At 55.7% G+C, this 19493-nt stretch carries 16 protein-coding genes, 1 pseudogene and 2 CRISPR repeat arrays; of the genes and pseudogenes, 5 read left to right on the top strand and 12 right to left on the bottom strand.

Annotated features, from left to right (window positions below):
* The first annotated feature begins 7 nt into the window (after window positions 1-7).
* The 3 genes from V3W49_RS06235 to V3W49_RS06225 all read left to right on the top strand — a co-directional run bounded on the left by V3W49_RS06235 (window position 8) and on the right by V3W49_RS06225 (window position 2359).
* Entirely contained in the window at window positions 8-1264 is a 1257-nt protein-coding gene (locus V3W49_RS06235; protein ID WP_500144396.1) for a cytochrome P450, read from the top strand.
* 216 nt (window positions 1265-1480) lie between these two features.
* Window positions 1481-1771, top strand: a complete 291-nt coding sequence (locus V3W49_RS06230) for a YdgH/BhsA/McbA family protein (RefSeq protein ID WP_500144394.1) — start codon at window positions 1481-1483, stop codon at window positions 1769-1771.
* A gap of 63 nt (window positions 1772-1834) precedes the next feature.
* Complete coding sequence (locus V3W49_RS06225; RefSeq protein WP_500144393.1) at window positions 1835-2359, top strand: GNAT family N-acetyltransferase; 525 nt, start codon at window positions 1835-1837, stop codon at window positions 2357-2359.
* 3 nt (window positions 2360-2362) lie between these two features.
* Window positions 2363-3170: a CRISPR direct-repeat array (repeat unit 28 nt; unit sequence TTTCTAAGCTGCCTGTACGGCAGTGAAC).
* Window positions 3171-3352: 182 nt separating this feature from the next.
* Here V3W49_RS06225 and cas6f read toward each other — a convergent pair.
* Genes cas6f through cas1f form a run of 6 tightly spaced genes read right to left on the bottom strand, consistent with a single transcriptional unit; the run spans window position 3353 to window position 11406 of the window.
* The gene (cas6f, locus tag V3W49_RS06220; protein ID WP_500144392.1) at window positions 3353-3907 is read right to left on the bottom strand and encodes a type I-F CRISPR-associated endoribonuclease Cas6/Csy4; all 555 of its coding nucleotides are present in this window, start codon (window positions 3905-3907) and stop codon (window positions 3353-3355) included.
* A 9-nt stretch (window positions 3908-3916) separates the two neighbouring features.
* Window positions 3917-4912 (bottom strand): type I-F CRISPR-associated protein Csy3, encoded by a 996-nt coding sequence (csy3, locus tag V3W49_RS06215; RefSeq protein WP_500144391.1) that lies wholly within the window; start codon window positions 4910-4912, stop codon window positions 3917-3919.
* An 11-nt stretch (window positions 4913-4923) separates the two neighbouring features.
* Entirely contained in the window at window positions 4924-5856 is a 933-nt protein-coding gene (gene csy2, locus V3W49_RS06210) for a type I-F CRISPR-associated protein Csy2 (RefSeq protein WP_500144389.1), read from the bottom strand.
* A complete protein-coding gene (csy1, locus tag V3W49_RS06205) occupies window positions 5849-7183 on the bottom strand; it encodes a type I-F CRISPR-associated protein Csy1 (protein WP_500144388.1) in 1335 nt (444 codons plus the stop codon). The genes csy2 and csy1 overlap by 8 nt, the downstream gene beginning before the upstream one ends.
* 9 nt (window positions 7184-7192) lie before the next feature.
* The gene (cas3f, locus tag V3W49_RS06200) at window positions 7193-10438 is read right to left on the bottom strand and encodes a type I-F CRISPR-associated helicase Cas3f (RefSeq protein ID WP_500144387.1); all 3246 of its coding nucleotides are present in this window, start codon (window positions 10436-10438) and stop codon (window positions 7193-7195) included.
* Window positions 10435-11406 (bottom strand): type I-F CRISPR-associated endonuclease Cas1f, encoded by a 972-nt coding sequence (cas1f, locus tag V3W49_RS06195; protein ID WP_500144385.1) that lies wholly within the window; start codon window positions 11404-11406, stop codon window positions 10435-10437. The genes cas3f and cas1f overlap by 4 nt, the downstream gene beginning before the upstream one ends.
* 557 nt (window positions 11407-11963) lie before the next feature.
* Window positions 11964-13434: a CRISPR direct-repeat array (repeat unit 28 nt; unit sequence TTTCTAAGCTGCCTGTACGGCAGTGCAC).
* A gap of 336 nt (window positions 13435-13770) precedes the next feature.
* Between cas1f and V3W49_RS06190 the strand changes: the two genes are divergently transcribed.
* Window positions 13771-14112 carry a hypothetical protein gene (locus V3W49_RS06190; RefSeq protein ID WP_500144384.1) on the top strand — a complete coding sequence of 114 codons (342 nt, stop codon included), beginning with the start codon at window positions 13771-13773 and terminating at the stop codon, window positions 14110-14112.
* 86 nt (window positions 14113-14198) lie between these two features.
* On the opposite strand, the gene mmuM is transcribed toward V3W49_RS06190, so the two are convergent.
* From mmuM to V3W49_RS06170, 4 genes are all read right to left on the bottom strand, one after another.
* Window positions 14199-15143: a homocysteine S-methyltransferase gene (gene mmuM, locus V3W49_RS06185; RefSeq protein ID WP_500144383.1), complete on the bottom strand. Its 945-nt coding sequence runs from the start codon at window positions 15141-15143 to the stop codon at window positions 14199-14201.
* A complete protein-coding gene (gene mmuP, locus V3W49_RS06180; RefSeq protein WP_500144381.1) occupies window positions 15130-16539 on the bottom strand; it encodes an S-methylmethionine permease in 1410 nt (469 codons plus the stop codon). Before mmuP ends, mmuM begins: the two co-directional genes overlap by 14 nt.
* Window positions 16540-16707: 168 nt before the next feature.
* Window positions 16708-17826, bottom strand: a complete 1119-nt coding sequence (locus V3W49_RS06175) for an S-(hydroxymethyl)glutathione dehydrogenase/class III alcohol dehydrogenase (RefSeq protein WP_500144577.1) — start codon at window positions 17824-17826, stop codon at window positions 16708-16710.
* A gap of 29 nt (window positions 17827-17855) precedes the next feature.
* Window positions 17856-18131, bottom strand: coding sequence for a metal/formaldehyde-sensitive transcriptional repressor (locus tag V3W49_RS06170; RefSeq protein ID WP_500144380.1), 276 nt, complete (start codon window positions 18129-18131; stop codon window positions 17856-17858).
* 367 nt (window positions 18132-18498) lie between these two features.
* Here V3W49_RS06170 and V3W49_RS06165 point away from each other — a divergent pair, with 367 nt between their 5' ends.
* Window positions 18499-18981, top strand: a complete 483-nt coding sequence (locus V3W49_RS06165) for an Hcp family type VI secretion system effector (RefSeq protein WP_500144379.1) — start codon at window positions 18499-18501, stop codon at window positions 18979-18981.
* Between the two features lie 51 nt (window positions 18982-19032).
* On the opposite strand, the gene V3W49_RS06160 is transcribed toward V3W49_RS06165, so the two are convergent.
* Complete coding sequence (locus V3W49_RS06160; RefSeq protein WP_500144377.1) at window positions 19033-19287, bottom strand: hypothetical protein; 255 nt, start codon at window positions 19285-19287, stop codon at window positions 19033-19035.
* A gap of 50 nt (window positions 19288-19337) precedes the next feature.
* A pseudogene (locus V3W49_RS06155) lies at window positions 19338-19493 on the bottom strand (IS256 family transposase); the annotation flags it as partial.

Here is a 19493-nt window from a genome sequence, read left to right as displayed (position 1 = left end):
TGCCGAGATGAGTTCACGTTCCATCAAGCCCCTACGCTTTAACCCTGCTTCCCCCACTTTCAGCGATAATCTCTATGCCATCTATGAGGGCATGCGCCGCAACCAGCCGCTCGTTCGACTGGGCAGAACCTGGATTCTGACCCGCTACAACGATGTGCTGAAGACGCTGAAAGATAAAAATCTGGCCAGCGACACCCTTCCACGCCAGCTGCATGCAAAATTCCGCGCCCGCGGCAGTGAGCTTGCCCCCCCACTGCGGAAGCTTATCTACGGTCTTGTGCTGTTCGAAGAGGGCCAGATGCATCGCCAGCATCGTCAGGCGCTGCTGGCGCTGTTCAGCGACAGCCCCTGGCAGGAGCTACAAAACCAGGTCGCCCGGGAAGCCAGCCAACTGGTGGAACAAGCGCTGAAGTCGCAGCAATTCGACGGTATTACCGATATTGCCGCACCGATGTGGGACAGACTTTTTACGCGCTGGCTGAATTTGCCCGCAGAGCTTCAGCGCATCGTCGCCGAAGAGAAGTATGCCATTCGTCTGTTGCTGGACCCCAGCGCCATTGACGAGCCAGGCATGGAGCGGCTATTGGCGGCAATGCGCCACCTGGATACGGCTTTTAGACAGCTGCTTACCGGCAGTTTTGGCCCTTACGATTCGCTGTTTTTGCAGGCATTAAGCAAGGGCTATCAGAACGATCAGGCGTTGCTGAGCGAGCGGTTCAGTATCGACGCCATTACGCTGCTGATTGGCGGTAGTGAAACCAGCGAGGCGCTGATTGGCAATCTGCTACTGACCCTGGCAAACCACCCTGAAGCGCGGGCTCAGGCATTACAGACGCCTACAGGAGTGCGCGATATTGTACTGGAAACCATGCGTTTTGAGTCCCCACTGCAAATGGCGCGGCGCGGCGTTACCTCTGCACTGGAGCTCTACGGGCGCGAACTGCGGCCCGGCGATAACCTGCTACTGTGTCTGGGCGCCGCTAATCGCGACGAGTCAATTTTCGAACAGGCGGATCGCTTTATTCCCGGCAGAAAAAACGCCCAGCGCCAGCTTGGATTCGGCGCCGGCGCGCATCTGTGCATTGGGCAGACCCTGGCGCGTTTGCAGGCGGAACAGGTCGTTCATGCCATACTCCACCGGCTCCCGGCTATATTCCTGGAGGGTCATGCCCGCTGGCAGCAGCACAGTCTGATTCTGCGTGGGCTGGCATCCCTTCCCTTAACCATTCACCCGGTGAATTCCAGTATTCAGCAAGTGAATTGATGGAGAAATAGCCAGGCATGAATTTTATGGACGCGACGATTAAACGTATTTCTGATCTATGCCACATTCCAGGAGTAATCGTTTGACACAAACATATGAATTTAGAAATCAGTCTGTTACTATTTTTTTCGCTCGAAACAAGATTTTTTCGACGTCTGGGCTACACTCAATATGCGTGTCTTACGTCCAATCAATACCCAACAAGGATGCTTTACTATGAAAAAAACAGCTTTAATCGCCGCCATTGTGGCGTCTGCATTCTCCTTTAGCGCCTTTGCAGCCACTCAGGTTTCCAAACAGGAAATCGATCAGTTTAAGTTAGTGAAGGTCGGTGATATCAATGTTTCCCAGTCTGGTGGCGCAATCTCTTCACCGAGCGATCTGCATGATGCGCTGTCCGCCAAAGCCGACGAGAAAGGCGGCAAGTACTACCATATCGTTGCCGCTCGCGAACACGGCCCGAACTTTGAAGCGGTTGCTGAAGTCTACAAAGACGCCGATAAGTAAGTTCGCAATACATTTGAAAACCACGCCAGACGGCGTGGTTTTTTTATGGGCAAAAGGAGCGCAATGAATATTTCAACGCCGCGTTTCATACTGCAGCCTATATCCGAAAACGACTGGCCGTTTTTTCTGGCGTTACGCCAGGATAAAACGCTAATGCGTTATATGTCCGATACGGCACAGCCAGCCGAAATACGGGCGCTGTTTAAGCAGCGTCTTAAGGCGTGGCAAGAGGAAACCTTTACCCCCGTCACCTGGATTATCCGCGATCCTCGCTGTCCTGAGCAGCCACTGGGGGAAACCGGCATCGCTCGCCAGGCAACTGAGCAGCGGCGCGGTGAAGTCGGCTATACCATTTGCGCGGCGGCCCAGGGAAAAGGCGCGGCCAGCGAAGCGCTGGACGCACTGTGCCGGTACGCTTTCGATAGCGGGGGTTTTCAGTGCCTGGAGGCCCGGGTTCTGGGTGATAATCTCGGATCGGTTCGGGTTCTGGAAAAGTGCGCTTTCCAGCTACAGCAAGTTATTGAAAACGGCTACCTGCTTCACGGCCAGTATCACGCTGACCATCTTTACCGGCTGGAGAAGAGGTAATCGATCGTTTGCTGCCTGTACGGCAGTGAACTGCTTCAGGTGTTGGCCGTGGCGGTAGTGGTCTTTCTAAGCTGCCTGTACGGCAGTGAACCCCATACAGCCGCGCGGTGTCTCTCTACATGTTTTCTAAGCTGCCTGTACGGCAGTGAACGGGAACCTTGTGGCCTATCGGCTTGCCTTCCATTTCTAAGCTGCCTGTACGGCAGTGAACCCTTATCTTCTTCCCTAATAATTTTAGTCAAATTTCTAAGCTGCCTGTACGGCAGTGAACTGTTATTCAGGCTCAATTTTCTGTGGATTATGTTTCTAAGCTGCCTGTACGGCAGTGAACCGTTACCCATTGCAGGGAGTCACGGCTGATATTTTCTAAGCTGCCTGTACGGCAGTGAACGAAAACCCATTAAAACCATAGAATTTAAATATTTTCTAAGCTGCCTGTACGGCAGTGAACGAGGTGCTGTACGCGAAAAGCGGTATGACAACTTTCTAAGCTGCCTGTACGGCAGTGAACGAGATGTGCGACCCGAATTTTGCGATGGTGGATTTCTAAGCTGCCTGTACGGCAGTGAACTCTTCCAACTTGCGATGACAGCCAACGCAGTGTTTCTAAGCTGCCTGTACGGCAGTGAACCAGAAGCTAAAAGACCTGAAAGCACAACGGGATTTCTAAGCTGCCTGTACGGCAGTGAACCACTACTGACGTTCCCAAGGGGTCATTCCATATTTCTAAGCTGCCTGTACGGCAGTGAACATTCAGGCCACTCATGAAGCTGTCATGTGTCTTTTCTAAGCTGCCTGTACGGCAGTGAACAGAAGCAAAATAGCAGTAACCCGGCGTTTTATAAATAAAAACGTTTAATTTCCGGCAAAAACCCTTTTTTCTCCGCTCTCCTCTACGCTATTTAAAATCAATGAGTTAGATTTGACGCTAAAAAAAGGGTGTCGATAAAAAATCGCCGGGACCAGGCCCGGCATCGGCAACAGTCTGGCGTTTCAGAACCAGGGAACGGTAGCCTGAGCGCTTAACCCATAGCTGCTAAAACGCCCGGCGACCGGGGCCGGCAATATATCGCCGTGGCGGATAAACAAGCGGAACGATTGTCCGCCGGACAGGCTTTTCAGATTAAGGTACGGCAGCGTCGTCTGCTGAACCGGCCTGGTTTGCAGTCGCGCTTCAGCCTGCTCTTCGGTGAGCCAGCCTTTACGAACTGAACGACGCAGCAGGCGTTCCGGGCTGCTTTTTACCTGCACGCGACTAACCACCCGCCAGTGGCTATTGGCCGGAACCGGGGTCACGGGCGAGTAGCGACAGTAGTCGCTCAACCCGGCGCGCCAGCGCCCTGCTTCCAGTTCATCCAGGGCGCCACGGCTCCCGTGCAGCCGCAGCACCGCCCCAGGGGTCTGACCATGTTCCGGAAAGCTTACGCCGATATCCCCCTGCCCGCGCGCGCCCAGCGCCCGGTGCAGTTTGGCGAAAAGCGCCGCCATCAGCAGAGATTCGCTGAATTCAGGATCGGGAAGAACCCGGATCTCCAGATAGTGATCCATCGTCACTCCTTACTCGCTCTTTTCGCCGAAGACGCCGCCGCGAATCAGCACCGCCATCACGTAATGCTGCTGTTCCACTTCCGGCTTCTGCCCTTTCACCACCCAGTTATCCAGCAGGGTATAAAAGTCCATTTTTTCTTTTGGCTGACGGCAGGCTATTCCGCGGCTGGTTACTGAACCATAAGGCTCAACGGCGATAGCGCCATACTCGTCGGCCAGCGGGTGCCAGGTATCGATGGTACGCAGCGCGTTGCCAATTTTCTGGGAGTGCAGCGCCGCTACGTCGTCCACCTGATAGAGAACCTTGCTTTTAGCGCTGTTACTGTCCAGCACCAGTTCCTGAGAAGGGAAAACTTCCTGTCCCTGGCCCAGACGAACAAAAGCCTCTACGTTAAGCAGAACAAAAGTCTCTCCTTTCAGCCCGTTGGCGACTTCTGCTGCCAGTTCCTGTACGGCGCCGTCGCGCTGTTCAAAATCACGCAGGGAATAATCATGGGCGTTAAACTCCCAGACTTTACTGCCCTTAACAATCACCCGAATATGCCCGGCCCCGACCCGGTTACGCCATAAAAAGCGCCCGTTAGCGAGGTTGACAGCATAGCGCAGAGCCAGCTCGTCGAAGCCGTGCTCGGCAATATAGCCTTCAATAACCTGCTGTAACGCGTCCTGGTACTGCCTGTCGTTGCACACCGCAGGAGTCGCAAGATTACCGAGCACGCGCAAAGAGAAGCTCATCTTTAGCGTGTCGGTATCCGCAGGCAGCGCGGCGACATCCACACGTTGCAGGTTTGCTTTCTGAATTTCGGCATCAAGCTTTGCCGGATCGCTGACCAGCGCGTTCTTCAGACGGTTTGAAATCGTGCCGCGCACCGCTTTTTCCTGAATGCGTACTGGCTTCCAGCTTTCCCCCTGCCAGTTTCCGGCGAACAGCATCGCGTCTGAGTTTGCCAGCTTACGTTCAAAAGCCAGTACTGATGCCGTTTTGATCACAGATGATTTAGCCATTTTTCCGTCCCTTAAAATGTATCGTAATAGTGAGATTCTTCTTCCTGCTCGTCGTCAGGCAGCGCCTGCCCGCAGCAGTAATAACCGGTTTTGGTCGTGTGGTAGCGCCAGAACAGCTCGTGCGCATCCTTAATGCGATGTACCCCAGCCCATTCCCCTACGCCATAAACCGCCTCAGCAAAACAAAAAGGCGTTTCGCCGTCGCGAGCGTGGGCGACGGTGCCTGGCTCATAAAGCTCAGAAATGCGCTGCCAGCCGGTCATCAGCGGTACCAGATAGCCGGGGAAAGGTTTCGCCTGATAGCTCCAGGAGACGGCTCCCTCGGGCTGCTCCGCGCTTTCAGCCGCCATTTTTAGCGCGGCGAAATCAAGCCAGGCGTCTATCATCTCGGCATCGGGATTCGTTTGCCGGAGGCTCTGATAGTGCTCCGTAAGCCAGGCCGAACGGTCACGCAGCACAAAGCCAGGCATCAGCCCGTAAAGCATCGATTTAAGATTGTTTATGCTGCCAATCTGCACCTTGCGCAGTCCGATAATCGTGCCCCCCGCCAGCTTTTGCGTCTGGCACAGCGTTTGCAGATGCTCCGCTAACGCCCGCAGACCAACGTCGCCGTTAGGGATCTCGCCGTGGCATTCCAGCACCAGCGAAACGGTAAAGTGCATACGCCCTTCTTCATTGAAGGAAGCGGTTTTGCCTTCGCGGGTCAGCGGATTACGCGTCAGCGCGAACTGATAATCACGCCCGGAGGAATAAGCATGCAACTGGTGACGGTGACAAATCACACCGCAGCCTTCCAGCGTTAATCCGTGGCTGATTTTTAGTTTGCGGGAAAGCGCGTGCGTGTAGCCTAAAAAATGGGTGATCGCTGGAAATCCCCAGGTTAGCCCCGCCACGGCGTTGGCGTTTTCGACCGCCAGCCACGGCAAAATAATCACGTTACTCATGGCGATACCTCCTGATGGCCTGCTCCATTTCGCGCAGCCGACGGCTAAACAGCGGCTTCGTCTGCCACTGCGTTTTTTCCGTTTTGCCCACGCTCAGTTCGGCCCGACGCAGATGCGCGTTCAGCCACAGGGCAAAATCTTCCGCGACTGAATCCTGCCAGTCGTCTTTATCGCGCTGCTGGTAAAAGGCATCGTCTGTTTTTGCCCGCCAGGGATCGAGCCAGAGCCGCTGGTGAGGCTTCAGCGTGCATTTTTCATCCTGCGTCCAGCCCGCCCACTCCAGGCGCTGGATGTCTGCCGCAATGCTGAACAATATGTCGATGATTTCGTCGATATAGCGATCGCGGGCGCGGCGGATCTGGTAGTTTTTATCGTCACCCGTTTTGATAAGCAGGTCGGTAAGCCGACTGCGAATGGGCCGGGTGCTGCGCTCAAACGGCCCCTGGCCGAACAGCGTTTTCATACCCAGTGGCGGCTTGATCTGCGTTTCCCACTGCGGGGCCGCAGCGGATAACAGCCAGACTCGCCCGCCCCGCCCGCTATTAAGCGCCGAAATATTCTGTGGTTTGGTGCCGCCAAAGTTCATTACGGCGGTGTTGGGGAAAAGAACCAGCGCCTGCGCGTGCCAGCGCTTTTCGCGGCGGGCTTTCCAGAGTTCCTTCGCCTCTTCACCAAAACGTATCGCGACCAGACGCTGATGCAGCGCCTGAGCAAGCGAGGAGGAGAATAACGGGCTGATAAGGTGATAATCTTCGCCCACCGGAAAATAGAGTTGTTTGGCGAGCTTATGGGAGGCAGGCTGTTTCGTGGTTAAGGTTCGGGAAAAACCTTCCAGCCACTGCGCCAGCTGCGTATCGTTTTCAGCCAGTTTCGCCAGCGGTGAACTATCGCCCCTCTGTAAACAGGCGAGCAACGAATCCCCCTCGACCTCCGTTTGCAGCAGCTTTGCGACATCCAGCGCGGCCGCATTTCCCACCGCATCCGCCGTCGCTTTGCTCAGGGTCGCGGTAGAAAGATAGCCGTCGTTTTCCGTAGTCCGGGTAAAGATGCTGCTGCTTTTCGAATCACCGTGGGTGAACTTCGCCGCATGGGTCACCAGGCTAATTTGCCCGGCTCGATTAGCTGCATCCGTTAACCAGGCTCGGGGCTCATAGCGTAACTCCAGCTCCCTGCGCTTCTGTAGCAGCTCGCCATCCAGCTGAGTACGTTCACTTTCCCCTGCCGCGGCTAAGCGCTTAGCCGCGTCTTTATCGAAGGCGTCGAGCTTCGCCTGCCTGCGCCCCGCAATGTATTCGACGATAAAATTCGTCAGTCCTGTTTGTGACATTTTTACTCCTTAAAGATCCCTGAACACGCCCAGCACCGGGTGCCAGAGCCAGCCTTCGCCTTCTTCATCCTTTCTTAAATTAATTTCCCCATACCGCTCGCTAATCAGGCCCGGCTCTTTGTCCTGCGCTTCCGCCAGCGCCAGCAGCACCTGCGCGTAATCCGTGTTTAGCCATGCTTTAACCCCAGGCGCCATTTCGAGCGGAACAGGCTCTGAAAACAGCTCCGAGGCCTTCCAGCCCGCCGTACTTTCATCGCGAAACATAAATTTTGGCTCGTCGAACTCATCCTCCATGCGAACGAAAAACTGGCTTTCCGCCTGCGACAGGCGAAACGGCGTGCGCCTTTGCAGTTCGCCGCTCCAGTTAACCGGCAGCCGCCACCAGTGTGCGGCCACTGGATATTGTTCGCTCCGGCCCATCAGCTCTTCGCGTAAACGCACGTGCTCCAGAACGGCCAGATTTTGAAACGGCACGCCGGGGGTAAATTTGTCTTTCACGTCCAGAATGCGCGGTACGGCATTAATAAAGCGGTACTGCTCCACGGCCAGCAGTTCGTTCAGATCGTGGCTGACCAGCTGGAATCGTCTGGTTTCAAAACCGGGATTGCAGTAGGCGGGCGTTTTTCGCTGCATGGCGCGAATATTTTTACTGAGGATCAGCATATTAGCCTGCTGCGGCGCCCGCTGGCGATGGCGCTGAATACGCCCGGCGAACTGAATAAGGGATCGCATGGAGCTGGGTTCAATCATCCCCCAGTCCGCATCCCAGTCGCGGCCCACTTCTACAACCGAGGTTGCCAGCACCACAAACAGATGATGCCGGGCGGGATGATGATTGAGCGCTTCGGCAATCTCAGGCTGCTGCCACAGCGCCTGCCCGTTATGCCGGGCGAAGGCCGCGTCAAGCCGCTTTTCGATATGCGAACGCACCGCCAGAGGGTGCTGCCCGTGATAAACGCAGTAGTGAAGGCAGTAGCCCGCCGGAGAAGGGATCTGCATTAGCGCCTGAGCCGTAGCCACCAGAGGGTTGATATTGGCCATTCTCACCAGCCCAAGCGAAACGGTTTTGCCGCTGTCATGCTGCTGATGATGAGCCGAATGCAGCCGTAGCATTTCCCGGTGCAGGGCTTCGGCCACGGCCCCAGTCACGTCATCGGCACGGGTTGATACAGGTGCGACGTTCACCAGATCCGCCTGACGCAGAACGTGTTTCAGCGGCAGCCGTTTTGCTCGCCGCCCGGCAAACTCACAGTGAGCGCGATAAAAATCACCGGGAGCGGCGAATGACTGACTGCACGATTCATCTTCATCAAACCAGGCGCAGCACACGTTAAGCGCCAGCCCCGGTTCGCCGCAGGCTTGCTGATAAGCCTTGCGCCCCGTGCAATAGGCGGAAAACAGCGCCTGAACCAGCGCGGGGGGCAGCGTGGCGGATGAGAGCAGCACGCGTCCGCCGAGCATTCCCGCCCAGTTAACCAGCCGACATAGCGCATGCTGATCGGCAATATCGAAATCGTCCGGCTCGTCCAGCACCAGATCGCTGGTCAACAGGCGCAGCATCGGGGCAATTTGCCTGCCGCCGCGCACGCCTTCGGTGGCGGGCATGAGGTGATCGACGGTGGCGACCAGCACCGGGGCGTTGACCAGCTTGCTGAGCTTACTGTCGCGGTCAAACATCTGGCGAAGCGGCCCCTGGCTGACCACACCGTCATAGTGCACATACTGATGCCGCTCAAAAAGGGCTTCCGCCGAGGTGCTGCCCTGGTCGGCATCCGGGGCGGTATGCAGTTCCCTTACCGCCGGGGAACCTGTCAGGACGGCCAGGTCGTCCTCTCCCAGCCCGAGTCGGCTGCGGAGCGCGTCGCCCGTCTGCAGGGTCAGCGTGCGTAAACCAAGCGCCACGCTAAATCGACAGCCCTCTTCCTGCTGCGATAGCGCGTACATAATGCGGGCATTGGCAAAGGTTTTGCCACAGCCTGTTGAAGCCATATTGATCCCAAAAAAGCCCTGCTGACGGGAAGCGTCACGCAGGCCTTCCGCCACGTCCCAGGCGCGATTTTGCCAGCGGAAGCGTTCGTCCTTCGCCCGCTCCCTGAACCCCTTATGCCGGGTGATAGCCGGTAGATGTCGGCGTAATGCAGACAGCGATCGACCGAACAGCAAAGCATGATGCGCCACACCTGCGTTATGCTCATCCAGCTTTTGCTTCAGTTTGCCGGTCTGGCGATCGGTGTTCGCCCATGCCTGAAAATTTTCATCCTGCCAGGCCAAAACGGGCGGCAGCGAGGAGTAATAATGGTCCGCCAGCATCAATGACAGGCGGGCAAGGTGCACCGTAAAGCTTTGCGCCAGACTGCCAAATTCGTGAAGCGACACGGCGTGAGCGGCGCGCTTAGCCAACTGCCGGGCTTTCTTCTGCCAGGTGCGGCTGCGCAGCGGCGTACCCGCTTCAAAACGCCAGACCTGCTGGAAGTCCTTCTCGTTCCAGTCCTGATTCACATGATTCCGCGCGTTCCAGTCGGCGTTAAGCTGCCCGGTCAGCCAGTTCCCATCGGGCCGCAGGGCTGGCGTTGCCTTGTCACCGAGATACTGCGGCAGACGGTGGTGCGATAAAATCAGCCAGGCCACGGCCTGGGCCAGCGGCGGCAAACCGGTAAACGGGCTATCGTGGCTATCCTGATTATCTTTACGCAGCCGCTCCAACAGAGCGGCTTCTTCTTTAACGCTCACCTCACCCAGCTGCGACAGCCATTGTTTATCGGTTTTCTCCCCGACAAAGGCCTGAAACAGGCGGACAGAGATCCATTCATGGCGAAACGGCTGAAAGGACTTTTTGCCTTTGCCGCGCAGCCCGGACTGAAACAGCGCACCGGCTTTGCCAAAATCATGAAACAGCCCGGCGATGCCCGCGAGTAACGCGATACTTTCCGCGCTGCGCCACTGCGATTCATGCCGGGCGCGCAAAATATCGCGCGAGGTACGGTGGGTTGGCACCGCGCCGGTAGCGCTGAATTGCCGGGCATTGCCGACTATCCACAGCAGCTCGGTTTGCCCACTTTTTTTAATCCAGTGGCAGGCCACCGCCGTATTACGACGAGCCGTTTTACGCAGCAGGCGGCGAAGGGTTTCAAGACCTTCCTGCGTCATCGCCGTTTGCCAGGCCGCGCTGCCGGTGCGTTCAGCAAACTGATCCAGAATCTGGCAGCTTTGCTCCCGGGCTTTTTTGCTGCACTGAGAGATAAGCAAAATATTCATGCCTGCCGCATCCCGAATTTGGCGGAGGTTTCCTGCAATGAGGTGATTAATAAATCGAGCGCCCCGGAGCGTTGAAAGCCGGTAATACAGCGCTGGCGAAAAGTCTGTTCATCCTCGCCCGCCATCGCGGCAATAAAGGCCTGCGGCAAGATTAGCGCGTCTTTAATCAGATCCGCGAGATCGAAAACCAGCCCGCCGCGCCGCGTTTTGCCGTGCAGCACGGCCAGCCCCTGCGGGATCCCCGTTACCCACGTCGCCACGGCCGCCAGGCCATAAGCCAGATAGTTACCATGATCGAGAAAGCGATTGGCCGTATCCAGTCCCCCTCCGCGTTTGGCGCGGGTAAAATCACCGTACTGCACGGCCTGGCTGGCAAGTTTATAGAGCGTTTTAGTCAGCAGGGCTTCCTGAAGCATCAGCTCGTTCTGGGATGAAGCGGCGGCAATACCTTCACGAAAGCGGGAAAGCGTTTCGACCAGCCGCGTCGATGCGATCTGGAAACGATTTTCACGCTGCATCGTGGAACCGAGCCAGTAGCGCTCTATTTGCGTAAGGCGGATAAGCTGAAAGTGTTGCGCTGCGGCAAGTCGTTGCTCATCATCGAACCAGAATGACACCCAGTTCTGAAGATATTCGGTAGGACGATATTCGCTCTGCGGCGTGAGCCAGGAGACATCAACATCCACTTCATTTCCGGCATACAAAGGCGTACCTCCGCCGCCGCAGAAGCCAACCAGCACACCCGCGCGCGCAAATTCACGCATTGCCGCCTGGGTCACCGAAGTTCCGCTACCCAGCATCACCACGGTGGTATTCGCAATGGGGATATTCCAGTACAGCGACTCTTTGCCCTCGTCGGTGACATATTCCACCCGTCCGCCATTAACCAGTACCCTGCAATATTGCAGATAATAAATATTTGCACGTTTTGAATGAAGAATGGTTTTAAGGTCTGAAGGCATTAACATTTCATAACTTCCCTGTGTCAGGATTTCCATATCAGGGCTATAAATAGCATCATTCCGTCTGAATTAATGAGAAATACATCTGATTCCTTATCTGTAACATAGCGGAGAAAAATCAAAAACCACTGATTCACATCAATATCTTATTACAAAACATTGTTTTATTTTCTACAGTGGCCGACCGGAACGGCTGTGAACAGGGTATGGCATCTTCGCCCATAGCGGCCAGCGAGCGGAACTCCCCCATATTTACCATTAGCAATCTGGCCTGGGAAAATATTATTCGGCGCCACCGTCCCGTTAAGATTCATTTGCAGTTTTGATGACGGCCAGGACGCCTGCACGGTCTTTAATCAGAAAACATCCGCATGCAACACAAACCCGGCGCGTTTTTCAGCGATTTTACTGACATATTCTTCCCGCCAATCTAATCTCATTAGCGCTATATGCAGGACAAACGAGGCAAGCTGGCTGGCTACGGTAAACTACGGGCTCCTGACCTACCAGGCTGCCTGTGCGGCAGTTCACCGCTAATAGCTTCATCCAGAAGGCGGCTTTTATTTCTAAGCTGCCTGTACGGCAGTGCACCTGCACGCCGCGCTCACAAATACCCCCGCGCTTTTCTAAGCTGCCTGTACGGCAGTGCACATCGAGAAGGTGGGCGGATTCGATCCGGTTTATTTTCTAAGCTGCCTGTACGGCAGTGCACCGGCGCGGCTCTGCTCTCAGGGGGTAGCAGCATTTCTAAGCTGCCTGTACGGCAGTGCACTACGAAATAGGCTCTGTTCGTGACATCTGCCGATTTCTAAGCTGCCTGTACGGCAGTGCACATCACAATCCCTGAGTTACTCGAATCATCGCGTTTCTAAGCTGCCTGTACGGCAGTGCACAAGAGAAAGATTACAAGCTGCCAGACGGCAACTTTCTAAGCTGCCTGTACGGCAGTGCACCCCAGATAACTGGGATCGTTTTACCGCGGTACTTTCTAAGCTGCCTGTACGGCAGTGCACCTGAAGCTGAGATTTGTCACTGACGAATTTCATTTCTAAGCTGCCTGTACGGCAGTGCACAACAACTGGAACGGCCAGAACGACACGCTTCCGTTTCTAAGCTGCCTGTACGGCAGTGCACCTTTGCAAAGCACCCGGCATTTCGCCGGGTGGTTTCTAAGCTGCCTGTACGGCAGTGCACAATGATGCCATCGACAGAGAGCAGCTCCGCGCTTTCTAAGCTGCCTGTACGGCAGTGCACCCGAAATTCCAGCACGTGCAGATTTTCGGTATTTTCTAAGCTGCCTGTACGGCAGTGCACCCGGAGACCCCATCCCAGCGAACATAGCCACTTTTCTAAGCTGCCTGTACGGCAGTGCACCGTTTGGATGCTGAGGTGTATAGCAGGGTGCATTTCTAAGCTGCCTGTACGGCAGTGCACAGTAATCCGCGGCGAACTCTGTGCAATCTACCTTTCTAAGCTGCCTGTACGGCAGTGCACCCTTAATATGCACATTCCATGCTGCACTTGTTTTTCTAAGCTGCCTGTACGGCAGTGCACTGCGTTGGATTGGTTTGTAAAACATAGTGATATTTCTAAGCTGCCTGTACGGCAGTGCACTAGTCAAAACTGTCCATGAACCCTCCTGGACTTTTCTAAGCTGCCTGTACGGCAGTGCACCAGAAATACCCAGCAGGCAGAAAGCCGTTATTTTTCTAAGCTGCCTGTACGGCAGTGCACCAGGTTGGCACCGCGCAGGTTGGCACCGCACATTTCTAAGCTGCCTGTACGGCAGTGCACCCCTCTCCTGACGATCTGAACCGACTGAAAGATTTCTAAGCTGCCTGTACGGCAGTGCACAAAACTGCGCTTAATACCTTCAGTATTTCCAATTTCTAAGCTGCCTGTACGGCAGTGCACGTTAGCACCTGTTCCGGTGTCGGGGCTCTTTTTTTCTAAGCTGCCTGTACGGCAGTGCACCAAAGGGGATGTCGTCGTCGAAGTCCATTGGCTTTCTAAGCTGCCTGTACGGCAGTGCACTGAAGCAAAATAGCACTACCCCTCTGTTATGAAAAGGGAAATCCGTGATTTACGCTATCAGCCCCTTTTTTCCGATGCCGCTTAACGATAATGTAAAATCAATAAGTTAGTGATGGTATTAAAAAAAGGGTTTTACTGGCAGTAACCAAAATCGCTTAGCGCCAGATTGCATCCGTCCCGGCATGATCTTCGTTACCCGTTAAGATTTAATAATCCTATGATTATTAAATCCTTCATGGCCTGGCGCCGCGGAACAAGCGCTAATACCACCAAAACCCTTTTAAAAAGCGCCGTTATCAGGTAGGGTAACGCCAGTTGTTACTTCAGCGGAATTTCATGTTAGCTGCCACTCTTAAACTTACCCTTTCCGAACGCGCCTCACTTATGGTGGTGCCCGATCTCCAGGCACTGATTCCCCCTTCCGATATCAGCATTTTTATTAATCATCTTGCCGCGGAACGCAGCACGACGGTGGAGTGTTCACGCAGTAAAGAGGTCTGTTCCCTGCTGGCGGCGGCGTTGATGACCTGGCTGCGGCTGTGCGCGGCTAACGGGCTGAAGTTATGGAATAACGGGGCTGCGATGAACGTTGAAGCGCTGGATATCCAGCGCCTTTATGGTCTGCTGATGACGGAAGACACCCACCTGGTGATGGATTTCAGCCAGTCACTAAGGTGAACGTAACCTTCCCCGGCGCTGCCCGTTTCCAGAAAATGGGTTAACCGCCGTAGCTCCCGTTTCACGCTAATCCGCGATGAACCTTTTTATGCCCGGCGCCGAACCGCGGCCAGCGCCGCGATATCATCAGGCGTGGTTCGGCAACATCCACCGATCAGGCGCGCTCCGTCCCCCAGCCAGGCGGGCAGATGATCCACCAGCCGGTGAGCGACTTCGCCGCCATGTGACCAGCGCTTGCTGGCGGCGTCATAGGTTTCGCCGGAATTGGGATAGACCACCAGCGGTAGCGCAGTCAGCGAAGAGAGATGGCGCAGCGCGGCGTCGGTGGATTCCAGCGCCACGCAGTTAATTCCCAGCGCCAGCGCCTGCGGAAACGCGTTCAGATGCGCCACCACCTGGCTAAGCGGCGTGCCGTCGCTCAGGTGTTCAGCATCGCACAGCGTAAAGGTGAACCAGGCGCCGGTATGAGGAAACGCCTGCCCCAGCAGCGCGGTCAGCGCCTGAAGTTCGCTGAATGAGGGCAGCGTTTCGCAGGCCAGCAGGTCGACGCCCCCTTCCACCAGCGCCGCGATACGCGGCCGGTGAAAATCAGTGAACTGCGCCGCGCTGCGCTGATAGTCGCCGCGATATTCAGAGCCATCCGCCAGAAAGGCGCCGTAAGGCCCCACCGATCCCGCCACCAGCAGCGGCCCGTCTTGCGGTTTTTCCTTCAGATAGTCGGCCCGCGCCTGGCGGGCCAGCGCAACGCTTTCGATAATCAGTTCCCGGGCCTGAGCGGCGTCTATACCCCGGGTGGCAAACCCCGCCTCGCTGGCCTGGTAGCTGGCGCTAATCGCGCACTGAGCGCCAGCGCGAAAATAGTCGAGATGAACCTGATAAATCAGCTCAGGCTGTTCCAGCAGTACCTTTGCTGACCACAGGCTGTCCGTCAGATCGCAGCCGCGGGCCTCCAGTTCGGTGGCCAGCGCGCCATCCAGCACCAGAAAGGGATCGCGCGCCAGAATGGGCGCTAACGGATTATTCAGCGGCATGAGTCACCTCCTGTTGTCGACGGTTCGAAAGTTTTCGGGTCAAATAATACGCGCCGTAACACAGCGCCACAAAGGGCAGCCCGCACCACAGGGCAATGCGCTGTTCCGGATCGAACGCCAGCCCGACGCAGGCCACCAGGCAGAGCGCAAACCCCAGCACCGGCGTAAGGGGAAACCAGGGCGCACGATAGTGCAACTGCGCCAGAGTGCCGCCGCTGCGCAGATGGTGGCGACGGAACTGATAGTGCGAGGCGCAAATCGCCAGCCAGACCGCCACCACCGCAAAACCGGAGATGGCCGACAGCGCCACAAAGACGGTATCCGGCGCCACGATGCTGGTCAACAGCGCCAGTACCCCACCCAGCATACTGACGGAAAGCGCGGTCAACGGAATGCCGCGTCGGGTCAGGCGCGCGAAGCAGCGCGGCAGGGTGCGCTCATTAGAAAGCGACCACAGCATGCGTGCGGAAGCGTACAGTCCGGAATTAGCGGCGGAGAGAATCGCCGTCAGTATCACAAAGTTAATGATATCCGCAGCCCAGGGAATGCCGATTTTTTCAAATACCAGGACGAACGGGCTCTTCACCACTCCGGCCTGATCCATCGGGATCAGCGCTGCCAGCACCAGCACAGTGCCGATAAAAAACAGAATCAGCCGGGCAATGGTGGTGCGAATGGCAATGGGCAACACCCTGTGAGGATCGGCGGTCTCCCCGGCGGCTATCCCGATAAGCTCAGTGCCGGAAAAGGCGAAGTTCACCGCCACCATGGTCATCATGATGGGCAGCACGCCGTGAGGCAGCAGACCGCCTTCGGTCAGGTGGCTGAAAAACGGCGCCGGGGTACCGTCGCGCAGCGGAATAATGCCGAACATCGCGGCGCCCCCCAGAATAATAAAGGCCAGAATGGTGATCACCTTTATCAGCGAAAACCAGAACTCTCCTTCAGCGAAAATGCGGGCCGAAAAGACATTCATGGCAAAGATGGCGACACAGAAAGCAAGGCACCAGACCCATACCGGCACCGAAGGAAACCAGTACTGCATACAGAACCCGGCGGCGGTAAAACTGGAGCCCAGCGCCACGGTCCAGGTCAGCCAGTAGAGCCAGGCCACGGTGTAGCCGGTGGCCGGGCTCAGGTAGCGGGCGGCGTAAACGTGAAAGGCGCCGGTTTCCGGCATGGCGACCGACAGTTCTCCCAGGCACTGCATCACCAGCCACACCACCAGCGCGCCAATCAGATAGGCCAGCAGCGTCCCCGCCGCCCCGGTGGTGGAAATAATATAACCGGTATTAAAAAACAGCCCGGTGCCGATCACCCCGCCCAGCGACAGCATCACCAGGTGGCGTGTCTTCATGATTCGGCGAAAAACGCCTTGATTTGAGTTATCCTGCATACTGCCTTCTTTACGTATAGACGTCTAAACATCTGACATAAGAGAAGCGTTATACTCGCCGCAATCACGAAATGCAATGGCTTTATGTAGCGCAAGGCAATGGTAACGTAATGAAACTAAAGATGAATAAGGCCGGTGACGGGCATCACCGGCCAGAAAGGAACGGGCTTATTCGTCGCCGAAGTGGATGACGGTACGAATCGATTTACCTTCGTGCATCAGGTCAAACGCCTCGTTAATCTTTGAGAGCGGCAGGCGGTGAGTAATAAAGGGATCGAGGCGGATTTTTCCCGCCATGGCCTCTTCCACCATGCCCGGCAACTGAGTGCGCCCCTTTACGCCGCCAAAGGCAGAGCCGCGCCATACGCGCCCGGTAACCAGCTGGAACGGACGGGTACGGATCTCCTGCCCGGCGCCAGCCACGCCGATGATCACGCTTTCGCCCCAGCCTTTATGGCAGCATTCCAGCGCCGCGCGCATCACGTCCACGTTGCCGATACATTCGAAGCTGAAATCAACGCCGCCGTCGGTCATTTCGACAATCACCTCCTGGATCGGGCGATCGTGATCCTTCGGGTTCACCACGTCGGTGGCGCCCATCTCCTGCGCCAGTTTGAACTTCTCGGGGTTGGTGTCGATGGCAATAATCCGCCCGGCTTTCGCCTGTACCGCCCCCTGGATTGCCGCAAGCCCAATACCGCCCAGACCGAAAATGGCTACGCTATCGCCCTCTTTCACCTTCGCGGTATTGTGAACCGCGCCGATGCCGGTGGTGACGCCGCAGCCCAGCAGGCAGACCTTATCCAGCGGCGCCTGCGGGTTGACCTTAGCCAGTGAAATTTCGGCTACCACGGTGTATTCGCTAAAGGTGCTGGTGCCCATGTAGTGATAGATGGGTTCGCCGTTGTAGGAAAAACGGGTGGTGCCGTCCGGCATCAGCCCTTTGCCCTGGGTGGCGCGTACCGCCTGGCAAAGGTTGGTTTTCCCCGACTTACAGAATTTACACTCGCCGCACTCCGCGGTGTAGAGCGGAATAACGTGATCGCCCGGCTTCACGCTGGTAACGCCCTCGCCCACTTCCACCACAATACCGCCGCCTTCGTGGCCCAGTACCGCCGGGAAAACGCCTTCGGGATCGTCACCGGAAAGAGTGAACGCATCGGTATGGCACACGCCGGTATGGGTGATTTTCACCAGCACTTCGCCCTTTTTCGGCGGCGCTACGTCAATCTCGACAATCTCCAGCGGCTTGCCCGGGCCGAATGCAACGGCTGCACGTGATTTCATCATCTTCCTTCCCCTGTTTGCCAGGTGAGTTATTTCAGATAGGCGCGGATAAGCTGACCAATTTCCGCCATTCGCGCCCCCCGCTGGTCCGGCGTGGTATCGCCGCTGACCAGTTCGTCTTTCAGGTGGATCTCCACCATCTCGCCCATCAGGCCGTTGGCTGCCCCGCGTACCGCGGCTATCTGCTGAAGTATGGCGGAGCAGGACTCCCCTCCTTCCAGCGCGCGCTCCAGGGCTTCGACCTGCCCACGGATGCGGCGCACCCGGGTGAGGATCCGTTTTTTATCTTCAGGTGAGTGTGGCATAACTGCCCTCCGGATACTATAGGGGGGTATACTATCAAGATTATTAACTTATTGTAAGAATTAAATATTTCTAAAAAAACAATGGGTTAACAATCACGCCAATCGGACATATGTGAACATATACAGCCTTTTTAACGCCCCCAAATACCAAAACGCCCCCAAAATCCCCCCGCAATGCCCGATAAAATCATTCGCCAGAATTCGCAGAAACTCCCCGGGACGAATGACCCGCGCTCCCAGCAAATGGCCGAGGCGAACCAGAAGAAATAATGATGCTCTCCCTATAACCCCCCCTCCCCTTTTGCATGGATTGCTTTGTGATACCATGCGATTTCCATGGATATAAATCACACAATGAGGATGAAAAGTGCCAATACCAGCTTATATGTGGCTTAAGGACGACGGCGGCGCCGACATCAAAGGTTCTGTGGATGTTCAGGATCGCGAAGGCAGTATTGAAGTGGTAGGATTCAGCCACGGGTTAAATCTGCCCGTAGACAGCAATACAGGAAAAATCACCGGCACCCGTAGCCACTCGCCAGTGATGATCGAGAAAGAATTCGATTCATCAAGCCCATACCTCTATAAAGCCGTTTCTAAGGGGCAGACGCTGAAAAGCGCCGAAATAAAATGGTATCGCATCAATCATGCAGGCCAGGAAGAGGCTTACTTCGTTATGCTGTTCGAGGGGGTGAAAATTACCGGCGTTAACCCGGGTATGCCGAACGCTAAACTATCCGGCAACTCTCAGATTAACCATATGGAATCTGTTTCTCTGATGTATGAGCGGGTTACCTGGCGCTATGTAGACGGGAATATCCAGTACACCGATGACTGGAACGAGCGATAGTTATTGCTCTGTCATCCCAAAACCCACCCGGAAAACCAGGTGGGTTTATTTTTAACTCCTGATGATACGGATTAACTTCATGACGAACACATAAACGATGATCGCCAAAATCAGGATGACCGGAAAGTCGATATAGAATTGAGTATCATAAACATTCTCTGCATTAGCCTGACCATGCAGAACTGTTGCCAGTCGAACAATATTATCGTCGCCGACAATTGCCGACGGATTGATGAGGCGCCCGATCACCATCATCAGGACGATGAAAAAAATAATTTTCCCCACCCTACGGGCAAGTGTTGCCATTTGCGATTACCTCAAGAGAGCGTTCAGAATTCTGTGTCACGTTAAAAATACTACAGCGTCATCACCTTATTCAGCCGCCCGTCAAAATAAATGGCTAACTGCGACAATGTCAAATTCCAGCTCCGGATGGGCATTGTCCATTTTTCCCGGGCGTTCATCAGCCCCAGATAAAGCAGCTTCAGCAGGCTGTTTTCATTGGGGAATGC

Origin of the sequence: Rosenbergiella sp. YN46, assembly GCF_036620675.1 — a bacterium.
Lineage (GTDB): Bacteria > Pseudomonadota > Gammaproteobacteria > Enterobacterales > Enterobacteriaceae > Jejubacter.
Note: the sequence above shows the minus strand (reverse complement) of the source record. Positions and strands in the feature narration are given on the sequence as shown.